Origin of the sequence: Leptolyngbya sp. O-77, from assembly GCF_001548395.1 — a bacterium.
GTDB lineage: Bacteria > Cyanobacteriota > Cyanobacteriia > Elainellales > Elainellaceae > Thermoleptolyngbya.
On the sequence record NZ_AP017367.1, the window covers coordinates 4,497,651 to 4,521,030 of the forward strand.

The 23,380-nt window shown below is 58.4% G+C and carries 19 protein-coding genes and 1 pseudogene; 9 read left to right on the forward strand and 11 right to left on the reverse strand.

All coding sequences use genetic code 11. From position 1 onward, the window contains the following. The first annotated feature begins 110 nt into the window (after positions 1 to 110). The 3 genes from O77CONTIG1_RS19015 to O77CONTIG1_RS19020 are packed head-to-tail and all read left to right on the forward strand — an operon-like array spanning position 111 to position 1,879. Positions 111 to 1,265 carry a S8 family serine peptidase gene (locus tag O77CONTIG1_RS19015; protein WP_156435471.1) on the forward strand — a complete coding sequence of 385 codons (1,155 nt, stop codon included), beginning with the start codon at positions 111 to 113 and terminating at the stop codon, positions 1,263 to 1,265. Continuing rightward, positions 1,247 to 1,477: a S8 family serine peptidase gene (locus O77CONTIG1_RS27210; RefSeq protein ID WP_286132416.1), complete on the forward strand. Its 231-nt coding sequence runs from the start codon at positions 1,247 to 1,249 to the stop codon at positions 1,475 to 1,477. Before O77CONTIG1_RS19015 ends, O77CONTIG1_RS27210 begins: the two co-directional genes overlap by 19 nt. Continuing rightward, entirely contained in the window at positions 1,478 to 1,879 is a 402-nt protein-coding gene (locus O77CONTIG1_RS19020) for a hypothetical protein (RefSeq protein ID WP_068513843.1), read from the forward strand. It abuts the gene before it with no gap. A 3-nt stretch (positions 1,880 to 1,882) separates the two neighbouring features. On the opposite strand, the pseudogene O77CONTIG1_RS19025 reads toward O77CONTIG1_RS19020, so the two are convergent. From O77CONTIG1_RS19025 to O77CONTIG1_RS19035, 3 genes and pseudogenes are all read right to left on the reverse strand, one after another. After that, a pseudogene (locus O77CONTIG1_RS19025) lies at positions 1,883 to 3,132 on the reverse strand (IS256 family transposase). Between the two features lie 150 nt (positions 3,133 to 3,282). After that, a complete protein-coding gene (locus tag O77CONTIG1_RS19030) occupies positions 3,283 to 5,316 on the reverse strand; it encodes a serine/threonine-protein kinase (RefSeq protein ID WP_068513847.1) in 2,034 nt (677 codons plus the stop codon). Positions 5,317 to 5,345: 29 nt separating this feature from the next. Continuing rightward, the gene (locus O77CONTIG1_RS19035) at positions 5,346 to 5,600 is read right to left on the reverse strand and encodes a Ycf34 family protein (protein WP_068513850.1); all 255 of its coding nucleotides are present in this window, start codon (positions 5,598 to 5,600) and stop codon (positions 5,346 to 5,348) included. Between the two features lie 291 nt (positions 5,601 to 5,891). Between O77CONTIG1_RS19035 and O77CONTIG1_RS19040 the strand changes: the two genes are divergently transcribed. The 4 genes from O77CONTIG1_RS19040 to dxs all read left to right on the forward strand — a co-directional run bounded on the left by O77CONTIG1_RS19040 (position 5,892) and on the right by dxs (position 11,070). Next, entirely contained in the window at positions 5,892 to 7,208 is a 1,317-nt protein-coding gene (locus O77CONTIG1_RS19040) for a CCA tRNA nucleotidyltransferase (protein WP_068516832.1), read from the forward strand. Positions 7,209 to 7,586: 378 nt separating this feature from the next. Beyond that, positions 7,587 to 8,219: a DUF6629 family protein gene (locus tag O77CONTIG1_RS19045; protein ID WP_156435476.1), complete on the forward strand. Its 633-nt coding sequence runs from the start codon at positions 7,587 to 7,589 to the stop codon at positions 8,217 to 8,219. A gap of 147 nt (positions 8,220 to 8,366) precedes the next feature. Then, positions 8,367 to 8,909 carry a CIA30 family protein gene (locus O77CONTIG1_RS19050; protein ID WP_068513855.1) on the forward strand — a complete coding sequence of 181 codons (543 nt, stop codon included), beginning with the start codon at positions 8,367 to 8,369 and terminating at the stop codon, positions 8,907 to 8,909. Between the two features lie 250 nt (positions 8,910 to 9,159). Beyond that, on the forward strand, positions 9,160 to 11,070 hold the full coding sequence (dxs, locus tag O77CONTIG1_RS19055) for a 1-deoxy-D-xylulose-5-phosphate synthase (protein WP_068513858.1): 1,911 nt from the start codon (positions 9,160 to 9,162) through the stop codon (positions 11,068 to 11,070). A gap of 344 nt (positions 11,071 to 11,414) precedes the next feature. Here dxs and ald read toward each other — a convergent pair whose 3' ends face one another. Next, positions 11,415 to 12,500: an alanine dehydrogenase gene (ald, locus tag O77CONTIG1_RS19060; protein ID WP_068513859.1), complete on the reverse strand. Its 1,086-nt coding sequence runs from the start codon at positions 12,498 to 12,500 to the stop codon at positions 11,415 to 11,417. A 237-nt stretch (positions 12,501 to 12,737) separates the two neighbouring features. On the opposite strand from ald, the gene O77CONTIG1_RS25240 reads away from it, so the two are divergent. Then, positions 12,738 to 12,887 (forward strand): hypothetical protein, encoded by a 150-nt coding sequence (locus O77CONTIG1_RS25240; protein ID WP_172799609.1) that lies wholly within the window; start codon positions 12,738 to 12,740, stop codon positions 12,885 to 12,887. Between the two features lie 76 nt (positions 12,888 to 12,963). Here O77CONTIG1_RS25240 and O77CONTIG1_RS19065 read toward each other — a convergent pair whose 3' ends face one another. After that, a complete protein-coding gene (locus tag O77CONTIG1_RS19065) occupies positions 12,964 to 13,395 on the reverse strand; it encodes a hypothetical protein (RefSeq protein ID WP_156435478.1) in 432 nt (143 codons plus the stop codon). A 297-nt stretch (positions 13,396 to 13,692) separates the two neighbouring features. Here O77CONTIG1_RS19065 and O77CONTIG1_RS19070 point away from each other — a divergent pair, with 297 nt between their 5' ends. Then, on the forward strand, positions 13,693 to 15,333 hold the full coding sequence (locus O77CONTIG1_RS19070; RefSeq protein WP_068513866.1) for a 2-isopropylmalate synthase: 1,641 nt from the start codon (positions 13,693 to 13,695) through the stop codon (positions 15,331 to 15,333). 215 nt (positions 15,334 to 15,548) lie between these two features. Here the strand turns inward: O77CONTIG1_RS19070 and O77CONTIG1_RS19075 are convergent, their stop codons facing one another. From O77CONTIG1_RS19075 to O77CONTIG1_RS19100, 6 genes are all read right to left on the reverse strand, one after another. After that, positions 15,549 to 18,083, reverse strand: a complete 2,535-nt coding sequence (locus tag O77CONTIG1_RS19075) for an AAA family ATPase (protein WP_084782845.1) — start codon at positions 18,081 to 18,083, stop codon at positions 15,549 to 15,551. Positions 18,084 to 18,149: 66 nt separating this feature from the next. Continuing rightward, positions 18,150 to 19,931: a hypothetical protein gene (locus O77CONTIG1_RS19080; protein ID WP_156435480.1), complete on the reverse strand. Its 1,782-nt coding sequence runs from the start codon at positions 19,929 to 19,931 to the stop codon at positions 18,150 to 18,152. Next, positions 19,928 to 20,743, reverse strand: a complete 816-nt coding sequence (locus tag O77CONTIG1_RS19085; RefSeq protein ID WP_068513874.1) for an SDR family oxidoreductase — start codon at positions 20,741 to 20,743, stop codon at positions 19,928 to 19,930. The genes O77CONTIG1_RS19080 and O77CONTIG1_RS19085 overlap by 4 nt, the downstream gene beginning before the upstream one ends. Then, a complete protein-coding gene (locus O77CONTIG1_RS19090; RefSeq protein WP_068513877.1) occupies positions 20,740 to 21,399 on the reverse strand; it encodes an SRPBCC family protein in 660 nt (219 codons plus the stop codon). Before O77CONTIG1_RS19090 ends, O77CONTIG1_RS19085 begins: the two co-directional genes overlap by 4 nt. Positions 21,400 to 21,469: 70 nt before the next feature. Continuing rightward, positions 21,470 to 22,045 carry a ketoacyl-synthetase C-terminal extension domain-containing protein gene (locus O77CONTIG1_RS27215; protein ID WP_068513879.1) on the reverse strand — a complete coding sequence of 192 codons (576 nt, stop codon included), beginning with the start codon at positions 22,043 to 22,045 and terminating at the stop codon, positions 21,470 to 21,472. Continuing rightward, entirely contained in the window at positions 22,042 to 23,367 is a 1,326-nt protein-coding gene (locus O77CONTIG1_RS19100) for a type I polyketide synthase (RefSeq protein WP_068513882.1), read from the reverse strand. Before O77CONTIG1_RS19100 ends, O77CONTIG1_RS27215 begins: the two co-directional genes overlap by 4 nt. Positions 23,368 to 23,380 lie beyond the last annotated feature (13 nt).

A 23,380-nucleotide genomic window follows, 5' to 3' on the forward strand; every position in this document is an offset into this window, starting at 1 on the left:
AGCAATTTCGCCCTTCTCTGTGGAATCGTTAAGAAGATCCGGAGGCCTCCGAAATCCTCAAACCTAGCGGCGTAGACTTCAAGGTAGCTGTGACATGAGACATCAACCCTATGACGACACCCGGAAACAGCCCCTATTCCTCGTCAGGACAGCCCGAAACCACTGGCAGGTATCTTGTCCTTCTAGATACCGACAATATCGATGACGGACTCCGCACGATGGACGATTCGGCGGGGATTCGCCATTTTGCCCATTCTGCGGACTTTCGCGACCATTCTCCCAGTGGCGAGCAGCTAGCCAGCGAAGACTCGCTCGTCTTTGATGAGCTGGGCGTGGCGGTTGTGACAATGGAGCCAGGTCAGGCGCAAGCGCTGAATGCGGCGACGATGCGCGGTGGCGCGGTGATTGCGGTAGAGCCAGAGCGGGTCGTGCGGGCGATTGAGGAGCCAGACCCCGATGCCTATTTGCCTGCTCCACCCAGATTTACAGACAAGGAAATCATGACTATCCCCGTGGACTACCTCAAGGGCTATCGGGATGCGGTAAATCATCTGGTCGATCGGCTACTGCCGAAAGAGCAGGAGGCAGAGTCGGTGCTGGGTCGCGGCGGGGCCGTTGCCGATGGCTCCATCACCTGGGGGCTGGATGTGACGAAAGCCAGCACCTCGCAATATAGCGGGCTGGGGCTAAAGGTTGCCGTGCTGGATACGGGCTTTGATCTGACCCATCCCGATTTTGTGGGGCGGGCGGTGTCTAGCAAGTCCTTTATTGAGGGCGAAGAGGTGCAGGACGGCAACGGCCACGGGACACACTGCATTGGCACGGCCTGCGGATCGAAACTGCCGGAGATTTTGCCGCGCTATGGCGTTGCCTATAATTCCGAAATCTATGCAGGCAAGGTGCTGAGCAATGAGGGCAGCGGCGCAGACGGCGGCATTTTGGCGGGTATCAACTGGGCGATCGCCAGTGGATGTCAGATTATCTCCATGTCGCTGGGGGCAATGGTGCTGCCTGGTCAGAGCCATTCTGCGGTATACGAAAATGTGGGTCGGCGAGCCCTGCGGCGCGGCAGTTTAATCATTGCGGCAGCGGGTAATGACAGCTTTCGGCAGTTTGGCGTGATTGTCCCCGTCAGCCATCCGGCCAATTGCCCCTCGATTATGGCGATCGCCGCCCTGCGCCCCCAACCTAAAGATGGGCCCCCTTCTCCAACGGCGGCATCAACCGCAACGGTGGGCAGATCGACTTGGCGGCTCCTGGCGTAGACGTATACTCTAGCTGGCCCATGCCCACCCGCTACAGCACCATCAGCGGCACCAGCATGGCCACGCCCCACGTCGCCGGACTGGCCGCCCTCCACGCCGAAGCCACGGGCGCACGCGGCCGGGAACTGTGGGCCCAATTGACTCAGCGGGCCTGGCGTTTGTCGCTGCCGTCGCGGGACGTAGGCAGTGGCCTGGCGCAAGCGCCGGATTGAGTGAGGGAAGAGAGGAGAACGAAGAGAGAAGAACGAAGAGAGGAGAACGAAGAGAGAAGAACGAAGAGAGAAGAACGAAGAGAGGAGAACGAAGAGAGAAGAACGAAGAGAGAAGAACGAAGAGAGGAGAACGAAGAGAGGAGAACGAAGAGAGAAGAACGAAGAGAGAAGAACGAAGAGAGAAGAACGAAGAGAGGAGAACGAAGAGAGAAGAACGAAGAGAGAAGAACGAAGAGAGAAGAACGAAGAAGAAGAACGAAGAGAGAAGAACGAAGAGAGAAGAACGAAGAGAGAAGAACGAAGAGAGAAGAACGAAGAGAGAAGAACGAAGAGAGAAGAACGAAGAGAGGAGAACGAAGAGAGAAGAACGAAGAGAGAGAGAGTGTCAATTTTTTTGTGTAAGGCTTAGAACTGAGGAAAGCGATCGGGGAACTCAATGGCAAAACGCATGAGTGCTGCTTTCCAATCGCGGATCGGCATCGTCCACTTTTTGGCAATATTGTTAAGCGCCAAGTAGAGCAGCTTGTAGACCGATTCCTCATTGGGGAAGCATCCCTTTGTCTTGAGCACCTTACGCAACGAGCGATTGAGCGACTCGATTGCATTGGTGGTGTAAATCACTTTGCGAATGTCTGGTGGATAGTCAAAGAGGGGATGATGTTGTTCCAGTGACGCAACCAGATCTGGGAAATCGTGGGATAGAGCCTGTCCCACTTATCAGCGAAGTTTTCTAGTGCGGTCTCAGCCTCCTCTACCGTGGCCGCTTGATAAATCGGCTTGAGGTCGGCAATGACTTCGGCTTGGCTGCCCCAGGGCACATAGCGCAAAGAGTTGCGAATCAGATGCACGATACACAACTGCACTCGTGTTTTGGGAAAGACCGCTGCAATCGCATCGGGGAAGCCTTTGAGTCCATCTACACAGGCGATGAAAATGTCTTCTACGCCGCGATTCTTGAGGTCGGTCAGCACTTTGAGCCAAAACTTTGCCCCTTCATTGGCAGACATCCATAGCCCTAGGACTTCCTTAATCCCGTCAAGCGTTACACCTAAGACAACGTAAACGGCATGATTGCTCACCCGCCCGTCTTCTCGCACATGAACGTGAATGGCATCGAGGTAAACAATCGGATACAGCTTAGCCAGCGGGCGGTTCTGCCACTGACGCACCTCGTCACTGACCGCATCGGTGACTTGGCTAATCAACGTGGGAGAAACCTCCACCCCATAGAGTTCCTCCAGTTGCGCTTGAATATCTCGAGTGCTCAAGCCTCGGGCATACATTGCCATGATTTTGTCATCCAGCCCACTCAAGCGTCGCTCTCCTTTGGGCACCAAAATCGGCTCAAAGGTGCTGTTACGGTCGCGGGGAATCGAGAGTGCCAATTCTCCACAGTCTGCTTTGACGGTTTTAGAGGAGTACCCGTTACGACTATTGCGACGCTTGCTGGAACTGGTTTCTTCAGGAGGCGGAGCTTGGACTTCGGTTTCCAGGTGATGGCTCAATTCTGCTTGCAGTGCTCGTTCCACCAGTCGTTTGGTCAGTTGTTTGAGCAGTCCTTGTTCTCCCAGGATTTGCTCGGGGGTGGAGTAATCGGCAAGCAGCTCATCCAGCAGGTGGTCTACTTTATCTTGGGGGCGACGACGGCGAGGCATGGGCGGTCTCCTGATGTTTGAACTAATTTTGACCGCTTACACAAAATAATTTACAGTCTCACGAAAAACGGAACTTCACGGGAAAAACGAAAAACAGAACTTCTTCTCTCTTGGGAGCGATCAGAACTTTGTGTGTCCCAGGTCTGGAAACTAGAAATCAAGGGATTCAGCCCTGTCATCCGCGTTTTTCTGACCACTCCCTTTTTCATTCTTCGTTCTTCGTTCTTCGTTTTTTCTATCTCTCACCCCGGCACTCCCAATCCCCTCCTCCCATATCCTCACCACCTCGTCGGCCCCGCCGCTGACGAGGCTTTTTCCGTCTGGGCTAAAGACAAGAGCGGCGATCGCCCAGGCTCCGCGCAAGGCAGTAGGTCGATGGGCGACGGTCAGTCCAATTTCGGGATGGTGGGTGAGCGGCCAGAGCTTGATCGTGTTGTCGTCACTGCCGCTGGCCAGGAGGGTTCCCTGAGGGCTGAGGGCAAGGGTGGTGATGGTGTCTTTGTGGGCGACAATGGGACGCATCTGGGCCATGCGGTTGAGATCCCAAAATCGCAGCGTCTTGTCGGCTCCGGCGCTGATCAGGCTTTGCCAGTCGGGGGTGATGGCCAGCGAGGTGATGCGGTCGGTGTGGGCCCGCAGCGTGCCAATCAGCCCGTCGGTTCGCAGGTTCCACAGGCGAATCGTTTTGTCGTAGCTGGCGCTGATTAGCGTGTGCCCGTCGGGGCTGAGCAGCAGGGCGCTAATGCGATCGCGGTGTTTGCCCAAGCTGGCGATTTGCTCGCCCGTTTCCAGACTCCACAGGTTGATCCGCCCGTCGCCGCCACCCGTGGCGAATATTGGCGCGTGCTGGCTAAGGGCGATCGCCGACACCAGCCAGTCGTGTCCGTCAATCGTCCGCATCAGCTTTTGCGTGGCCATGTCCCACTGCTTGATCGTGCCGTCATCGCTGGCGCTGAGCAGTTCGATGCTGTCGGGGGTAAAGGTGAGGGCACTGAGGCGATCGCCATGCCCATTGCCAAACAAGCCACCATTGCCCAGTGTATGCAGCAGGTCGCCCGTCTCCAGGCTCCACAGCCGGATGGTTTTATCGGTGCTGCCGCTGGCAATCCACAGACCGTCGGGGCTGGTGGCGAGGGTGGTGATGGGGCCAGTGTGGGCAGAGAGGGTGCGGATACAATGCCATTGGGAGAGCAGAGGCGAGGGAGAGGAGGAAAGAGACTGACGAGATGCTGATTGACGGAGACCGGGGGCGACGGGTTGACGAGGGGCAAGGACAGGAAATTTTGGGAGGGGACAGCCGAGGTCTTTGAGGACGGCGGCGGCGGTTTTGTAACGGCTACTGACGGGGCGCTGGAGTAGCTTATTCAGGACGCGAGTGAGGCGATCGCCAATCGGCTCTGGCAAATACTGCCGCCACACCCAGGTATCCTGCATGGGCGAATACAGGTCAAAGGGGTGCATCCCGGTTAGCAAGTGAATGCAGGTCACGCCCAGGCTATAAAGGTCGCTGGCAAATTCGGCCCGCCCCATCACCTGCTCTGGTGCAGCATAGCCCGCACTGCCGATCATGGTCCCCGTTTTCCCCAGCGCCGTCTGCGTGGCATATTTCGACGCGCCAAAATCCACCAGCACCAGCAGTCCGTCGCCCTGTCGCTGAATGATATTTTCGGGTTTCAAATCTCGGTGGATCACGCGCTGGCTATGGATAAAGGCCAGCACGGGCAGCAGGCTTTTAAGCAAATCCAAAATCTGCCCTTCGTGAAACACCTTCTGCTCGTGCAGCAACGCCTCCAGGTTTTTCCCCGGAATGTACTCCTGCACCAGATATTGCCCGTCTTCATCTTCCAGATGGGCCAGCAGCCGGGGAATTTGGGGATGCTGCCCCAGCAATCGCAGCCGCTCCGCCTCTTGCCGGAATAGCTCGGCCGCTCGGCGCGAGTTGCCCCGCTGGAGGGGGAAGAATTGCTTGATGACGCAGTAGCGAGGCAGGTGGGGGGAGGAGGAGCGCTGAGCAGGAGGCTTACGCTCGTCGATGGCTAAGAAGGTACGCCCAAAGCCGCCCTGCCCCAGCAGCTTGACCGCCCGAAAGCGATCGCCCAACAGCAGACCTGCCCCGCAGTGCTGGCACGTCTCTCCGGCTCCGGGATCTTGCGGCTGCGGACAGGCGAGATTCAGGCAATGCATTCGATTTAGACGATAGGGTCAAAGCGCGATCAAGTGGGAACTAGCTCACCCGGACGCAGCTTCGCCCACTTGCCGGTTTCTTCGACAAAGCTGAGGCAGCCAACCACATCCCATTCCATTTCGATGATGTCATCCGCGTCGCCCTGACGGATATTGACATTAATTGTCGGTTCGGTGGCTTCAAAGTCTGGAAACTCTGTCAGATGGGGCTGCTGGTGCTGGTGTTCAACCGCGTGATACGTCGTGCAGCGATCCACGTAATGGCAGTTAACGCAAATACACATCTTAAAAGTTCTCCCGCCGCCAGGCCAGTGGGGATTTAGAGTCGTCTGCTTTTATGCTACTCTAGCTCAGTTTGCGAAAAAACGGCGATCGCCCCTGACAGATGTAGCAGAATGGAGGTATTCGGTTTCAGGGGTTAGAGGTCAGGGGTCAATAGCTGCGGGTTGGCGGACGGGTGCAGGGTTTGAACCTTGCCTCTCCCCTCCAGAAAGCACTGTTCTAACCTTTGACCCGTCACCTCCGAGCCATCGTCTGTGAATCCCCGCTCCCTGACCCCTTGACCCTTGCCTGCCTTGACCTACCTCACCCTGCCCAAAGACACGCTCACCACGGCTTCCGCCCTGTCGCCCCACACCTGGCCCTTTAGCCTGGAATGGCTGCCGTCGGATGCCTATTTGGTGGGCGGCAGCGTGCGGGATGCACTGCTGGGGCGGCAGGCGGAATATTTGGATCTGGATTTTGTGCTGCCGGAGGGGGCGGTGGCCACGGCGCGGGCGATCGCCAATCACTATCGCACGGGCTATGTGCTGCTGGATGCGGAGCGGCAGATTGCGCGGGCGGTGTTTGAGCGGGCCACGGTGGACTTTGCTCAGCAGGTGGGGCCGACGCTGGAAGCAGATTTGCAGCGGCGCGATTTTACGGTGAATGCAATCGCCTACGACCCACACACCGAGCAGATCTTTGACCCGCTGAACGGCTACAGCGACTTGCAGCAGCAACTCATCCGCATGGTCGCCCCAGAGAACCTGAAGGAAGATCCCCTGCGGCTGCTGCGGGCCTATCGGCAGGCGGCGCAGCTTGGCTTTGAGCTAGAGCCAGACACGCAGACCACGATTCAGCGATTGGCAGATTTGCTAGCGGGCATTGCGCCAGAGCGGGTGCAAGCGGAATTGAACTACCTGTTGGGCACGGCACGGGGCACCCGCTTTTTGCAGATGGCCTGGGAGGACGGGCTGTTTTGCACCTGGCTGCCCCACGCAACGGCGACGGGGATGGATCGGGTGGCGCGGATGGACGAGGCGGCGATCGCCCTGGAAACGCGCTGGCCCGCGCTGGCAGCAGAGCTTTCCGGCTGGCTACGAGATCAGCAAAAGGTGTCGGGGCTGGGGCGAAGCTGGATGCGGATTGCCAAACTAACGGCGCTGGTGTCGCCGGAGGCGGCCGAAGCCGAAGCGGAACTGCGAACCCTGAAGTATAGCCGCAACGAAATCCAGGCGGTGCAGACGGTGCTGCGCTATTTGCCGCAGGTGCCTGCCATTGTGCAGCCCACCGCCACCGCTACTGAGCAATACTTTTTCTTTCAGGGCGTGGGTGCGGCCTTTGGGGCGCTGAGCGTGGTGGCGCTGGCATCGGGTATTTCTGAAGCGGCGATCGCCCCTCTCATTGTTCGCTTTCTCGATCCCAACGATGCGATCGCCCATCCCCACCCGCTCGTGACCGGGCGCGACCTGATGACGCAGTTGCACCTGCCGCCTGGCCCCAAGATTGGGCAACTGCTTGAAGTTTTGCAACTCGCTCGCGCCGAAGGAAAAATTGCCACACCTGCTGAAGCACTAGATTTGGCGGCACGTTGGGCACAGGTGGATACAAGTATCCGCCAGTCCTGCTAGAGCAGTCGCCAGACGGTTTGAAAACTTTAGCGCTATAACGGCAATAGGAGGAACCAGTTTTAGGTGCTAAGTTTTAGGCGCAAAGCTTGGCGGGGGAAGCTTCGGACGCGAATCTCATGCCGCCAAGCGGCGAGTGCCTGGTTTTAGGGATCAAGCTGCAACTGCAAGCTTGGATAATTTGTGTTGCCTTTGTGTTGCCTGCGAGACTTGCTCCCTCTCCAAAAAAACTGATCCTCCCTGACCCGCAGTTCATCTCGCAGCTCATTTCATCGAGCCATTGGCATCGAATTGCATCAAATCGAATTGCGTCAAAAAGACTTAAAGCCTATGTGTTTCTCTGCAACTGCTAGTTTTAGTTTGGGTGCGACGTTAATTCCAGTGGGTATTGCTTGTATTAAGCAGGCACAGGAGCAAGACAAGCGCTATTTGCCGCTGGCGGCGTTTCCGCTGGCATTTGGCATTCAGCAGGTTATCGAAGGGCTAGTGTGGGTGGGGTTAGGAGCGAACGATGCTCGGCTGGTGGCGCTGGCGGCGACCGGGTTTGTGTTCTTTTCTCACGGGTTTTGGCTGGTGTGGACCCCGCTGGCGGCGGCGAGCGTGGAGGGCGATCGCCCTCGCTGCCAAGTATGGCGGGCGCTAGCAGGCTTGGGGCTTCTGTACGGTCTCTATTTCAACCTACCCATCTGGCTCGATCCACAGCGGCTTTCGGTAAGCGTTCACAATCATTCGTTGGTTTACCACCTTCAACTCTTGGTGGAACCCACACGAGCGCTTTCGCTATTCGGCTATACGCTGTACGTTCTGACGATTTTGGCACCGCTGGTGCTGAGTGGCGATCGCTACATTCAGCGGCTAGGCGGGCTAGTGCTGCTGGCGCTGCTGCTCACTGCCAACTTTTTTAGCGCTGGATTTATTTCAGTGTGGTGCTTTTTTGCAGCGCTCGTTTCGCTGTATGTTGGCTATGTGTTTTTGCAAGGACTGGAACCCCGCTCCCAGCCGCCCCTCGCCTAGTGCAGTGTCACAGTTTAGCTTCACAGTTTAGCTTTAGGGTGATGCCTTGGCTCGTAGTAAGTGCTTCAGCGCTAAAGCGCTGACTACCAACCCAAGTTCTAGCTGTGATATGGCACTAGGGCCAAAGCCCAATCTTGCAGCCTGACTATGCCCACAACGCTGACCCTGTTTGACTTTAGCCAGCCCCAGCCAACCCTTGCAGCAGTGTGGGGGCCGCTCAACGATGGCGTGATGGGCGGACTCAGCCAGAGCCAGTTTCGCCAGGTGGGTACGTCGGGCGTGTTCTCTGGGCGGGTGTCTACGGAAAATTCGGGCGGCTTTGCCTCGGTGCGGACGCGGGATTTTGAGCCGCCGCTGGATCTGTCGAGCTATATCGGCATCGAACTGCGGGTGCGGGGCGACGGCAACCGCTACAAGTTCTTTTTGCGGCCCGAAAACCGCTGGGACGGGCTGGCGTTTTGCAGCAGCTTCGATACGCTGAGCGATTCGTGGATCACCGTGCAACTGCCCTTTGTTCAGTTTGCGCCCGTGATCCGCGCCAAGACGGTTTCTGGCGTGTCGCTGGATTTATCGCGGATCTATTCCCTGCAACTCATGCTCAGCAAGTTTGAACTAGACGGACGGCTCAATCCCCAGTTCACCGCTGGCCCGTTCCAGTTGCAAATCGGGGCGATCGCCGCCTACCGCTAGTTCGATATCTCCGGTTCCGCAACTGCGTCGAGCCGCCGCTGCCCGCATCCGTTTGTCGCTGATCATCCTAAACCAATGCCCAATTTCTCTACTCGCATTGCGAAACCAACCCCTCGCCTAGCACAAATAGGGCAAAACTCTGGCTAAATCTTGTGAATTTCGCTTATCAAAGCGCACCAATTTTATCTGCCCATTTGCTTTAGATTGAGAAGAGTAACCCGATCTTCATCTAGGCTTAACGGGGTAAATTATGCATTTGAGCGAAATCACCCACCCCAACCAACTCCACGGACTCTCGACGCATCAGCTAGAGCAAATCGCCCGCCAAATTCGAGAAAAGCATCTGGAAACCGTGGCGGCAAGTGGGGGGCATCTGGGTCCCGGTTTGGGAGTGGTGGAACTGACCCTGGCGCTCTACCAAACGCTGGATCTCGACCATGACAAGGTGGTGTGGGATGTGGGGCACCAGGCCTATCCCCACAAGCTAATTACCGGACGCTACAACAATTTCCACACGCTGCGCCAAAAAGACGGCGTGGCAGGCTATCTGAAGCGCTGCGAAAGCAAGTTCGACCACTTCGGCGCGGGCCACGCCTCCACCAGCATCTCAGCGGCGCTGGGCATGGCGCTGGCGCGAGATCTAAAGGGCGAAAAGTACAAAGTTGTGGCGGTGATTGGCGACGGGGCGCTGACGGGCGGCATGGCGCTGGAGGCCATCAACCACGCCGGACACCTGCCCAAAACCAACCTGATGGTGGTGCTGAACGACAACGAAATGTCGATTTCGCCCAACGTTGGCGCGATTCCTCGCTACCTCAACAAAATGCGCCTCAGCCCGCCGATGCAGTTCCTCTCTGACAATCTGGAGGAGCAGTTCAAGCATTTGCCGTTTGTGGGCGAGTCGCTCACGCCGGAGCTTCAGCGGGTAAAGGAAGGCATGAAGCGGCTGGCAGTGCCCAAGGTGGGTGCGGTGTTTGAGGAACTGGGTTTTACCTACATGGGCCCGGTGGACGGGCACAATCTGGAGGAACTGATTCACACCTTCACTCAGGCGCACAAGATTCAGGGGCCAGTGCTGGTGCATGTAGCGACAATCAAGGGCAAGGGCTATGCGATCGCCGAAAAAGATCAGGTCGGCTATCATGCCCAGTCGCCGTTTGACCTGGCCACGGGCAAAGCCAAGCCATCGAACAAGCCCAAGCCCGCCGACTATTCCAAGGTGTTTGCCCATACGCTGGTGAAGCTGGCGGAAAATGACCCCAAAATCGTCGGCATCACCGCTGCCATGGCCACAGGCACCGGGCTAGACAAACTCCAGCAAAAGCTGCCCAAGCAATACATCGACGTAGGCATTGCCGAACAGCACGCCGTAACGCTGGCAGCGGGGCTGGCCTGCGAGGGAATGCGCCCGGTGGTGGCGATTTATTCCACCTTCTTGCAGCGTGCGTTTGACCAGATCGTGCATGACGTGTGCATCCAGAAGCTGCCTGTGTTTTTCTGTCTGGATCGGGCGGGCATCGTGGGGGCAGACGGCCCGACACACCAGGGGATGTACGACATTGCGTATCTGCGCTGCATTCCCAATATGGTGCTGATGGCTCCGAAGGACGAAGCCGAGTTTCAGCGGATGATCGTGACCGGGGTGAACTATACCGACGGGGCGATCGCCCTCCGCTATCCCCGTGGCAGTGGCCAGGGCGTGCCACTCATGGAAGAGGGCTGGGAGCCACTGCCCATCGGCAAAGCCGAGATTCTGCGCCAGGGCGATGATGTCTTGCTACTGGGCTACGGCACGATGGTCTATCCCGCCATGCAGGCCGCCGAAATCCTCAGCGAACACGGCATCGAGGCGACCGTGGTCAACGCCCGCTTTGCCAAACCGCTGGATACGGAGCTGATTGTGCCGCTGGCCCAGCAGATCGGGCGCGTGGTGACGCTCGAAGAGGGCTGCTTGATGGGTGGTTTTGGCTCGGCGGTGGCCGAGGCGCTGCTGGATGCCGATGTGGCCGTGCCGATCAAGCGGCTGGGTGTGCCGGATGTGCTGGTGGATCATGCCAAGCCAGAACAGTCCCTCAGCAGCCTGGGGCTGACGGGCCCGCAGATCGCAGATACCATCCGCGAATGGGTGGCTCCGGTCGCAGTCGAAGCCGTCCGCCCCTAGAAGCCTGCTTCTAGAAACTAGTGCTATGTCACAGCTAGAACTTAGGTTGGTAGTCAGCGCTTTAGCGCTGAAGCGCTGACTACGAGCCGAGGCATCACCCTAAAACTAAACCGTGACACTGCACTAGGGCGATATCGTGCCCAGGTTTGAATCCTCAGGTTTGAACTCTCAGGTTTGAACCTGCCGTGTTCGAGTTCCTGGGCACGTAACCGCCTCCCTACCTCTAGCCATCCAGCTTCCTGCCGATTCTCCTGAACGGAGCGGCGAATGAAACTGCTGGAAGCCCTCTAGACGTTTGACCGGCAATCCAAAATCGCAAACCCAAAATCGAAAATCGATATAACCTAAGCCAGATCGGGGAAAACCTGCTGCACTGCGGGATGCACCAAGCGATGGGCCTGGACATTTAGCCCCTTGGCCAGCGCGTCATCAGTTTCGAGCGCCTGGAGTCCCTGGTTGGCCAGCTCCACCACGTAGGGCAGGGTGCTGTTGTTGAGTGCCTGCGTCGCTGTCCAGGGAACGGCTCCGGGCATATTCGGCACGCCATAGTGAACCACGCCAAACACCTCGTAGGTGGGCTGCGTGTGGGAAGTTGGGTGCAGCGTCTCTACGCAGCCGCCCTGATCCACCGCCACGTCTACGATCACCGAGCCTGTCCGCATTTGCTCCACCAAGCTGGCAGGCACTAGGATGGGCGCACGTCGGCCCGGTACCAGCACTGCACCAATGAGCAAATCAGCCTCGGCGACCGCAGTCTCGATCTCGGCGGAATTGCTGTAGAGCAACTCGACCCGCGAGCCAAACAGGGTTTCCAGGTAAGACAGTCGCTCTACGTTGATGTCAAAAATTTGCACCTGAGCGCCCAGCCCGACGGCCATCTTGGCAGCTTCGGTGCCCACCACACCGCCGCCCAAGATCACGACTTTGCCTGGTTTTACCCCCGGCACGCCGCCTAGCAGCACGCCGCGCCCACCCTGCTGTCGTTCCAAAAAGCGGGCCCCAAACTGAACCGAGAGCCGCCCAGCGATGATGCTCATGGGAGTCAGCAGGGGCAGGCTGCGGTTGGGCAGTTCGACGGTTTCATAGGCGATCGCCGTCAGCCCCACCCGCATCAGTTGCTCCGTCAGTTCTCTTGCCGCCGCCAGGTGCAGGTAGGTAAACAGCAATTGATCTTTTTGCATCAGGTCATATTCCGCAGGCAGCGGTTCCTTGACCTTCACCACCATCTCTCGGCTCCAGGCATCCTTTGCAGAAGGCACGACCTGAGCGCCAGCTTGAACATAGTCCTGATCGGCAAATCCTGCGCCGATGCCCGCCTGGGTTTCGACAAATACTGTGTGTCCTGCTTCGACCAGCGTGCGGACGCTGCTGGGACTCAGCCCCACCCGAAATTCCTGATCCTTAATCTCTTTGGGAACGCCGATTTCCATACCAACACCTCAAAAGCTCCCCCACCCATTGCGGAGGCGGTAAATTCTTAGATACTTCCAAGGTAAATCCCTTTTGCGAGAGAGTCTTCGCCCGGATGGATCGACCTACGCCGTTTATAGCAGGAGTTTGAGGCTGGGGGGTTGATTTTGGATTGACGAATAGGCTGCACTCTCTACAATGAAGAGGACGAGTAAAGAATTGTAAAAGCCATGACTCAAACTCCGCCACAACCAACCGTGACTCCGAAGCTCCAGGAACCGAAGTTTGGCTTTAATGAATACGCTGAGCGCCTGAATGGGCGGGCGGCAATGGTGGGATTTTTGATTACGCTGGCGATCGAATACCTGACGGGTCAGGGCTTGCTGTCCTGGTTGGGTCTTTATTAGTCTGAAGTTAGTCTGAGTACTCGCGTTGGTACTTCGATGAGTTGAATGGGCTTGGTGTTGATGAGCTAATCGGGCACTAGGCCCGTTTTTTCAGTAAATCCCCCACTGCCTGTGCTGTTTCTAGTTGCGCCCAGGTGGTGGGGATAAACGTAATGCGCCGCAGCTTGTGGCTGGGAATTGGGCGGGGCAGCGATCGCACGTCTCCTAGCATGAGCTTGTAATACCAGTCTTGATCTTTGGGGCCAGGAGCCGCTTGGGGAAACAAATCGCAGCGCTGCACTTTAGCGATCTCAGTCACAGCGGCATAGTAGCGAATTGCGTAGGCTTCTGCGCCAAAGGCTTTGGTTTGGTAGAAGGCGATCCAGGCAGGCGGCCAGTGAGGCTGGAGTGATTGTTCGACACTGGCGACGGGAATGCGATACCAGCGCTGTTCCTGGGCGATCGCCCAATCCGCCACATCCTTCAAAATCGCCACCAGCACCCGGTCGTTTGCCGCCTGTTCTATCATGGCCTCCTCGGGCGATCGCCCCCTTACCATATTCCTTCCACCGGTCTTTCGTTGACCAGTTCTAGAATGCCCGCCTGTGTATTTTGAAACCGTGCCACCCCCAATCACCCGATCAGGGGGTTAGAAGGGGAGACTCGCCCACTAGAATGATTCAGTATGATGGTTAAGTCGGCATCAGTTCGACTTGCCAGATTCGACCCTGGTTTCGGCGCGGTCGGTGCATTGCCTGATGACCGTTGCCGCTCGAAACCGCGTTGTGAACCTGCATTCATCCATTCACATGCCTAGATTTGTGCCATGAGTACTTCATCGAACGCCCAGTCCGGTATTGGTCAGCCCGATCGCATTTTGATTTTCGACACCACGCTGCGCGACGGCGAACAGTCGCCTGGCGCAACGCTGAACGTGGATGAGAAGCTGACAATCGCCCGGCAACTGGCACGACTGGGTGTGGATGTGATTGAAGCGGGCTTTCCCTTTGCCAGTCCTGGTGATTTTGAAGCGGTGAGCAAGATTGCCGCCGAAGTGGGCACCGAAGACGGCCCGATTATTTGTGGCCTCGCCCGCGCCACTCAGCAGGATATCAAAGCAGCGGCCGACGCGCTGAAGCCTGCTGCCAAGCCCCGGATTCACACCTTCATTGCCGCCTCGGATATTCACCTGGAATATAAGCTGAAAAAGACGCGGGCGGAAGTGCTGGACATCGTGCCCGAAATGGTGAGCTACGCCAAGTCGTTTGTGAACGATGTAGAGTTTTCCCCAGAAGATGCGGGTCGCTCTGATCCGGAGTTTTTGTACGAAATGCTGGAGCGGGCGATCGCCGCTGGAGCTACCACCGTCAACATTCCCGACACTGTTGGTTATCTTACTCCGAGCGAGTTTGGCGGATTGATCAAGGGCATTAAAGAGAACGTGCCGAATATTGATCAAGCCATCATTTCGGTTCATGGTCACAACGACTTGGGCATGGCCGTAGCCAACTTTTTGGAAGCCGTGAAGAACGGAGCGCGGCAGCTTGAATGCACGATTAACGGCATTGGCGAACGCGCCGGAAATGCAGCGCTCGAAGAACTGGTGATGGCGCTGTATGTGCGTCGTCAATATTTCAACCCGTTTTTGGGTCGCCCGGCCGACTCTGAAGCGCCCCTGACCAATATCGACACGCGCCAGCTTTACAAAACCTCGCGCCTGGTGTCGAACCTGACGGGGATGCTGGTGCAGCCCAACAAGGCGATCGTTGGTGCAAACGCCTTTGCCCACGAGTCTGGCATTCACCAGGACGGCGTGCTGAAGCACAAGCGCACCTACGAAATCATGGATGCCCAATCCATCGGTCTGACCGACAACCAGATTGTGTTGGGCAAGCATTCGGGACGAAACGCCTTCCGCACGCGCCTACGGGAACTGGGCTATGAACTGTCGGAGCAGGAGCTAAACCGCGCTTTCCTGCGGTTTAAGGACGTGGCGGATAAGAAAAAGGAAATCACCGATTGGGATCTGGAGGCGATCGCCAATGACGAAACCCAGCAGGTGCCGGAACTGTTCAAACTAGAGCATGTGCAGGTGTCTTGCGGCGACCACTCGCGCCCCACGGCCACCGTCACCATCCGCACGCCCGCCGGGGAGGAACTCACCGATGCCGCCATCGGTACGGGCCCCGTGGATGCTGTTTACAAAGCGATCAACCGCGTCGTTAGCATTCCTAACCAGCTCATCGAGTTCTCGGTGCAGTCTGTCACCGCAGGCATCGACGCGATGGGCGAAGTCACGATCCGTCTGCAATATGGCGATCGCATCTTCTCCGGCCACGGCGCAAACACCGATATCATCGTCGCCTCCGCCCAGGCCTACCTCAACGCGCTCAACCGCCTGTCGGCCTCCCTGCAACAAGGCGAAGCGCTGCATCCGCAGCATAGCGATGTGCAGCCAGTGAGTTAGGAGTGGTGGCTCAACGGAGGAATAGGGAGATGGGGTGGCGGAATTTCCAAAAAGCCATTCCCCCTCTCAAGTTCCGTCGTAATCGCAGGCTTTCGGAATGTGTGTCAGGTAGGGGGATAGTACCAGGCTCAGGGCAAGTCATATTTAGAAACTTTAGAAACGGACTAATTTTTTGGCTTTTTTGCAAGATGTCGAACGATTTGAGTCGGTAGCGTTTACAAGTTGTTCAAAAATGCCTGTGTTTCTTCGGCTTCGTAGGGCATTCCGAGCTGCTCAAACAGCGCCAGGGCTTCCCGCGCCCAGCGCTGTGCTTCGGAGGCATTGCCCCGCGCCCGCACGAGTTCCGCAAAGGATCGTTTGACATAGGCGCTGCGGGTCGGGTCGTCTTGCTGCTCTGCCACCCGCAGCCCTTCCACCAAAAGTTGCTCTGCCTCGTCGAGCTTGCCCTCGCGCACAGCGATGTCGGCCAGCCAGTTTTCCGTCATGCGGACGGCGCGTTCCCAGTCGACCTCGCGGGCCTGGGCGCGGGCGGTTTCAAAGACCTGCTTGGCGGCGGCAATCTGGCCGGCTTTGAAATGGGTCATGCCTCGATAGTAAAGAAGCTGCACCCGTTGGCGGGCATACTTTCCGGCAGACCAGTCGGCCGGGTTGAGCAGGGCTTCTGCTTCGTCTAGCAACTGATGGGCCTCGTCAAACTGCTGCTGCTGGGTTCGCAGGACAGACATTTTTTTCGCCCATTCGGTCTGGAACGGCTGGTCTTGATAGTCGCGCAGGGTTTGAATTTGCTCGAATAGCTGCTCGGCTTCTTCTAGCGCCCTGGGCTTGCGGGTGGCGGTCAGCGTCCAGGCGCGGTCGAGCATTACCTCTGCCAGGGTGCGCCATTGGCTGCGCTGGGTGGCCTGAGCAATCAGCCATTCTGTCCACCGCAGGCGATCGCCCCAATAGTCTGTCCGTCCCTTGCGCCGCCCCATGCTATAGGTATAAGCCTTGACGTGGTTCCAGAGCCGCAGCAGTTCGTCATACCAGCCCTCGGTCATACAAAAATCGGCGATCGCCCGCAGGGTTTGCCATTCCTCTTGCAGCCCGTCAAACGATAAGTGCCAGGTTTTTACTTCCTGATTGGCATAGGGTTCAGAAAATTGCAGCGCCCAGGCGACCCACCGCCGCCGCGCCGCCTCGGCAAAGTCGAAATGCGCCTTTAGCTCTGCCAGGGCGTATTCTTGCGTCAGGGGCAGCATTCCATAGCGATGATCCTGCTGGTTCACCAGCGACAATTGACAAAGCTGTGCCAGCGCTTCTTGCAGCGCATCGGGCGAGGCTGCTTCATCCGCCACCTGAAACAGGGTTTCGCGCAAGACCGGGGTCGGAAACAGGGCCAGCGCCATCAGCAGGCGATGAGAGGGCTGGCCGTGCAAACCATTCACCGTGGTCTCAAAGCAAAAGCGGGCCACGTCGCCCGTCGGGTTCGACATCCCCTGCAACACCGTCGCTAGGTCAAAGCCGTTGGCAAGCTGCCCGATGGCGTAGTGTATGGCTACGGGTAGGCCGCCGGTGGCCCGCAGCAGGGCCCGCCGTTCCGTGGGGTTCAGTGCCACGCCTTTTTCCTGGGCTTCATGCTGAATCAGGCTCAGCGCCTCGTCGGTGGGCATCGCCACCAGCCGCACGGGGACGAAGACCGACTGCTCGCGGGTGGTCACCAGGCTTTTGACCGATGGCGGCAGATCGTGGAGGAAACTCAGCACCATCTGCGGATTTTCCATCGTTTCCAGATTGTCGATGATGAGCAGCGTCCGGCGTGGTGCGTGGCTCGCTGAGGAACTGCCGTGCAGCGATCGCCGAATCATCTGAATTTGCTCGTTCAGGCTGGCCCCAGCAAGCTCCGTTTCGCCTAATACGTCGGCAATTTGCTGCAAAATGTCTTGGAGCGATCGCATCGGGTCAAAGCGTTGCAGCAGCCCAAAGGATTGCAGATAGCACAGCTTGGCCGACACGAAAATTAGCGCATCGAAGGTAGGTACATTCGGATAGGACTGGGGGTTGCGGCTAGCCGCCAAACAGCGCCGCGCACACTCTACCGCCAGCGAGGTTTTGCCCACGCCGCCAATGCCCGCAATGCTGATCAGATGGGCGGCGTGGTCGGGCGAGAGGAGGTGCAGCAAGCGCTCGATCTCGGCCTCACGCCCAATAAAGGCCGTGCTGGTGGGTGCAGGCAGGTTCTCTAAAATAGACGGTTGAGCAGGCGATTCGCGAAGCGTTCGCGCAAGCGGTGCAGCGCACTTTCCCTGCGGGAATCGCCCCCCCGAACTGATCCCATTGGGCGAATCCTGCGGCCCTGGTGTCGCAGCCTCATCGGCCCGATGGAGTGCGTTTTCTAAGGAATCTGAGCCAACAGATAGACTATTGGGCTGCACCTGCTGGCTGTAGTCTTCCAAGATCAGCCGCAGACTTTTGATGCCGACTTTTTGTGAACAGGCTTGCGACAGCAGCTTCCACAGACGCGGCGCAAAGACTCGCTCGACGGTGCCCTGGGCGTAGCCCACCACCTGAATATCCTTGAGCTTGCTGCCCCTTAGCGCTTGCTCCAGCACGATCTTGTCTACATCGGTGAGGGACTGATGCAGGCGATCGCCCACCAGCCGATCGGCTACGGCAATTAGCTCCGTAATTTTGGCTTTTTCCGTCGTCACCGTCCGCAGCGCCATGTCGCCACCTCTCCCCAGTCCGCTGAAATGCCAGCCTGCGACTAGCATAGAGGATTTGCTACCGGCGCGATCGCCACGGGTTCTACGAGAACTTCAGCAATTTCTTCAGTTTCTTCAGCGAGCCACAACGCTCCTGACATCAACGCAGGCTGCATCGATCAGGCGCGATCGCCCAGCGCGGACGGCGGTACAGCGGTCGAGCAAAGGAACAATGGCCGGAGTCTTGCCCTGTTCTAGCGTGGCGATCGCCTCGTCTACCGCAGATTTGAAGGAGCTATGCACCAGCCAATCTTTCTGGCGCAGGTATTCGGGTTGGAATGCGGCATCTTCGATCCAGATCCAGTCAATGCCGTAGTTTTGAATAACTTGCTGAACGGTTTGTGGATTGGGGCTGTATTGCAACTGCAACAGGGCGATCGCTCTATTCTGAATCTCTTGGTAATAGTCGGGGTGATAGGCCAGCGCAAACTCCCGACCCACCAGCGTAGACCGCAGCGCGAACGCGGGCACATTGTCGGCCTCGTCGGCCAAAGAGGCCACCAGCGCAGACTTGGGCTGCTCTACCAAAAACTGATGGATGGCAGGTGTTTGGGCAATTTGCCAGTTTTGCAGGACGTAGATCAACGGCGGTACGAGCGGCACGAGCGTCACCACGGCGGCAAGACAGCCAAGCAGACCAATCAGCGTGCGATCGCCCTTTGCCAGAGGCACTTCGCCGCGCAGCTTGGGGCCAAATGTTTGCCAGAACTGGCTGATCAGCACCGTGAACACGATCGCCGCACTCAGCGGCAGCACAATCCGAAAGCTGTGGTAGTTGTAGCGGCTGGGTAGATAGAGGCGCGGCAAGAACAGGTGCGCCAGCATAAACCAGCCCATCGAGGCCAGCACCACGTCCACCAGCACCCGCACCTTGGGCGTGAGGTGCTGCATAGCGGCAAAGCGCGATTCGCGAAGCGATCTCCGCGGGAATCGCCCCAGCAGTGGCAGCGCCAGCCCCACCAAGCTGAGGGAGGGAAACAACTGGAGCCGGATGCCGCTGCGCCCGTTAAACCAAAAGTTGAGCGGCGGCACGCCAAAGTATTCGTTGCGTCCCATTCGCCCGTGTTCGGGCATGGAGCGCATCAGGTCGTAGGTGAGAGGATTGCCCAGCGAATCCATTGCCTGACTGAAGGGCAAAATCACCAGCAGCGCCACCCCCAGCCCCGCTGCCCAAAACAGGTAATCGCGGCGGTCTTGGGACAAGCGGATGCGGTTGCCGCGCCATTTCACCAGCGCCACGGTCAATACGCCCACGCCCACCAGCATCAGATGCGGAAAAAAGAGTCCCTGTAGCCCTAGCGCCAAAATACACGGCAGGAGCGATCGCCGCAGCAGGTAATACAAAAATGCGGTGAAAATTGGATAAACAAACGCTCTGGGCGTGCCAGAAACCAAATCATCGTTGAGCCACAGCAGTTGATTGGTAATCAGCGTGCTGAGGAATGCGCCGAAGGGTGAGGGAAACAGTTCCAGGAAAATTAAGAACAGGTAGACTGTTGTGCCCAAACTGAGCAGCAGCGGCAGGATTTTGACGAAGGTGAGGGCGGGCAGTCCCAGCTTGGCGGCTGCGGCAAAGACGGCTTTGAAGCCCAGCGGCGCAACGGATTGGAAGTAGTTAGCGATCCAGTCGTTGGGAAATAGCTCTGGATCGGTGAAGCGCTGCATCCAGACGACATGCTGACGAACATCATCCTGCACGAGATAGGGATGGCTAAAGGCATAGGCAATCGTCACCAGGCCGTAGTACAGCGTGAACAGCAGGCTGATGCCCAGCCAGAATGCAAAGGGCGATCGCACAAATATGCGAGACGCTGATGAGCCGGAGGATGAGTCGGATGCAGGCTGGAATAGAATCATTGCAAGTTTCTGACCTTGGCAGTGATTTGGTCAAAGGATTGGTTGAGCATGGGCAGCAACACGCTATGCAGACGGTTTAATACGCCCATTTCAAAGCCAGGAGTAATCGCAAAGGCGTGGCGCTGCACACCTGCCAGGATCACCTCGGCAACGCCGTCAGCACTCCAGGTTTTGGCAGTGGCGGTAATTTTTTGAGTGACGAGGGGCTTGGTTTTGTTTTCCTCGGCGAGTTGCGGCGTGTCGGTGTCGGGCGGATAGACGATAGACACGCCAATCCCCTTGGGTTTAAGTTCACCCCGCAGGGACTCGGCCAGGCCGCGCAGGGCAAACTTGCTGGGGCTGTAGGCGGTATAGCCGTAGAGTCCGATCAGCCCTGCCCCTGAGGACACGCAGACAATTTGCCCGTGCCGCTGCTGCTCCATTGCAGGCAGGGCCGCGCGGATGCAGTACAGCGTGCCAAAGTAGTTCACCGCCATCGTCCGCTCGAACACCTCGATAGGAATTTCTAGAAACTCGCCCGGTCGTGCAATTCCAGCGCAGGTGACGAGCCAATCCGGTGGGCCCAACTGGGCGATCGCCCGCTGCACGGCCTGTTCTGCCTGCGTTCGGTCAGCTACGTCAGCAGCAACGGTATACACCTGTTGGTCGGGCAAGCGCCGCTTGACCTCAAGCTGTGCCCGCGCCGCCTCCAGCTTTTCGGGGGTGCGGGCAATCAGCGAGAGGGCGGTTCCCTGGGCGGCCAATCGGTGGGCGATCGCCAGCCCGATGCCGCTAGATCCGCCCGTGATAATGGCGTGTTTGGGTGGGTTCATCGGCTACGGCGCTCAATTTCTCGACGCAGGGAGACAAGGGTAGTTTCCAACTCGCCGCGATAGACTCGCGAGTAGACATCGCGCATCAGGTCAGATCGAGGGGAAATAACCACCTGATGGGTCAACACCAACTGGCGGGCCGAGGCTTGCTGAAGCTGCCAAACGCCCTGCATGATCGGCTCGTTGCCGTCCATCACCACAAACTGAATCTGCGAAGGTCGCTGCTCGGACGAGGCCACGGTAACGCGGTTTCGCACGGGCACCGAGGCCACCCGCAGCACGTTCACCTGCTCGAACGTAACCTGATTACCATTGCGGCTCAGCAGGCGGCTAGATTCAACATTGGGCAAAAACGACGCAAAGTTGTTGTAGTCGGTCAACACGGCCCAGGCGGCAGCAGCGGAGCCGTTGATTACCACCTGTCCTACAAACCGCCCGTTTTCGCCTGAAATCGTCACCCCTGGAGCAGTTGCGACCGCATCCGGCAACCGCAGTGACGCTGCTGGAGCGTTGCTCGATGCCTCAGCAGCAGGCAGGCTTTGGCGGGCAATCGTTGGCGCGGCAGCTAGCCCCGTCCCCAGCGCTGAGGTCAAGACAGCAGACGCACTCAGAAGCGCTGTCAACCGAGTCCAACCGAACTGAAGTGAAATTTTCATAGGCAACCAGAGTTCAGAAAAACCAACTCCCCCGCATTGTATAGCAGGTGCCAGTTCCAGGGGAGACGGATTAGGGGGCAGGAATCGGGCCACAGGGCTGGCGCTGGAAGGGGTAGGTGGGCAGGGCGACGGTTTGCTGGAAATAGCGGCGATCGCCATCGTGCCAGGTCAATTCGCTGCCCTCGACAAAGGCGGCGGCGAGGCCAGGAAGCTGGGCGGCGGCGGTGTCAGGCGCGAGGAAGAGAGTGGATACAGTAGACGGCTGGGGAACGGCAGTGTAGTGAATCTGGAGGGCGGGCGCGGTGGGCTGGGCGCGTCCTTGGTAGATGCCGGGTGTGGGTGTGCCTTGAAGAACAGAGCGCAGTTTTTGCAGCAGGTCTGGCAGGGAATCGGTCAGGATGGCAAGGCGATAGGGCAGGGGCGATCGCCCGGTGTTGGCCGTCCAGCAGAGGTCGGCGATGGGGGAATCGGGATGCCGCTGCAAGTGCTGCACATAGCGCTCGACCAGTTGGCGCAGGGCGGGTTCGCTGCGGGCAGAGAGGGTCAGCAGGTGCAGCGGATAGGGGAGCAGGGGGGCGGATTCGGGCGCAGGCGCTTCCGTCAGAACCACATGGGCATTGGCTCCGCTAAAGCCGAAGGCATTCACCCCGGCAATGCGGCGCGGCCCCGTTCCAGGGGGTGGGGGGCAGTGGGCACTTTTAGCGGCAGTTGGGCCCAGTTGATTTGCGGGTTGGGCTGGTGCAGGTGCAGATGAGGCGGCAGGGTTTGATGCTGGAGCGCAAGCACCACTTTGATCAGCCCAGCTATGCCAGAGGCGGCTTCCAGATGCCCGATGTTGGGTTTGACAGAGCCGATCCAGAGCGGGTCGGGGCGATTCACGGCGCGATCTGTTCCAGAAGCACCAAACACCTGCCCCAGCGCCTCTAGCTCGATGGAGTCGCCCAGCACTGTGCCCGTGCCGTGGGCTTCTAGATAGCTAATTTGCGACGGCTCCAGGCGGCTCTGGCGCAGGGCTTGGCGAATGACGGCCTGCTGCGCCAGTCCGTTGGGCACGGTCAGCCCGCTGGAGCGGCCGTCGTGATTGGTGGCGGAACCAAGGATCACCGCTTGCACAAAGTTGCGATCGCCCAATGCCTCGTCCAGCCGCTTTAGCACCACCACGCCGCAGCCTTCGGAGCGGACAAAGCCGTTGGCGCTGGCATCGAAACTGTGGCAGCGTCCCGTGGCGGAGAGCATCTTTGCCTTGCAAAAGTTCACCATCATCTCTGGCGACAAAATTCGGTTCACGCCGCCGACGATCGCCAGGTCGCATTCCCGCTGGCGTAAGCTCTGGCAGGCGAGATGCACGGCGACGAGGGAAGAGGCGCAGGCCGCGTCGATCGCCATGCTCGGCCCCGTGCTGCCTAGCAGATAAGATAACCGTCCGGCGGCGGTGCTGTGGGTGTTGCCCGTGGTCAGGTAAGCGTCGATGGTGTTGGGATCTTGCTGCAAAAGCTGGTGCCAGTAGTCGATGCCGCAGATGCCGACAAACACGCCAACGGCTTGCCCCATCAGACAGTGGGGCGCAATGCCGGCCTGCTCCAGCGCTTCCCAACTGACTTCCAGCAGGAGGCGCTGCTGCGGGTCGAGGCTGGCGGCTTCTCGCGGCGCAATGCGGAAAAAGGCAGCGTCAAAGTCGTACAGATGCGGCACAAACCCGCCGTGGCGCGTGTACATCTTACCGGGGACGCTGGGGTCTGGACTGTAGTATTGGTCAAGGTTCCAGCGATCGCCCGGAATTTCGGTAATCGCGTCTTTGCCCGCGTGCAGCAGCGCCCAAAAGTCGTCCGGCGTGTCTGCGCCCGGAAAGCGACAGCCCATGCCGACAATGGCGATCGGCTGGTGCTTTTCTGCCTCCAGCGCCTCTAGCTTTGCCTGGAGTTGCTGAATCGCCAGGAGGGCGCGTTTGGTGGGGGAGGCTTCGGTCATCTAGGGGTTAGGG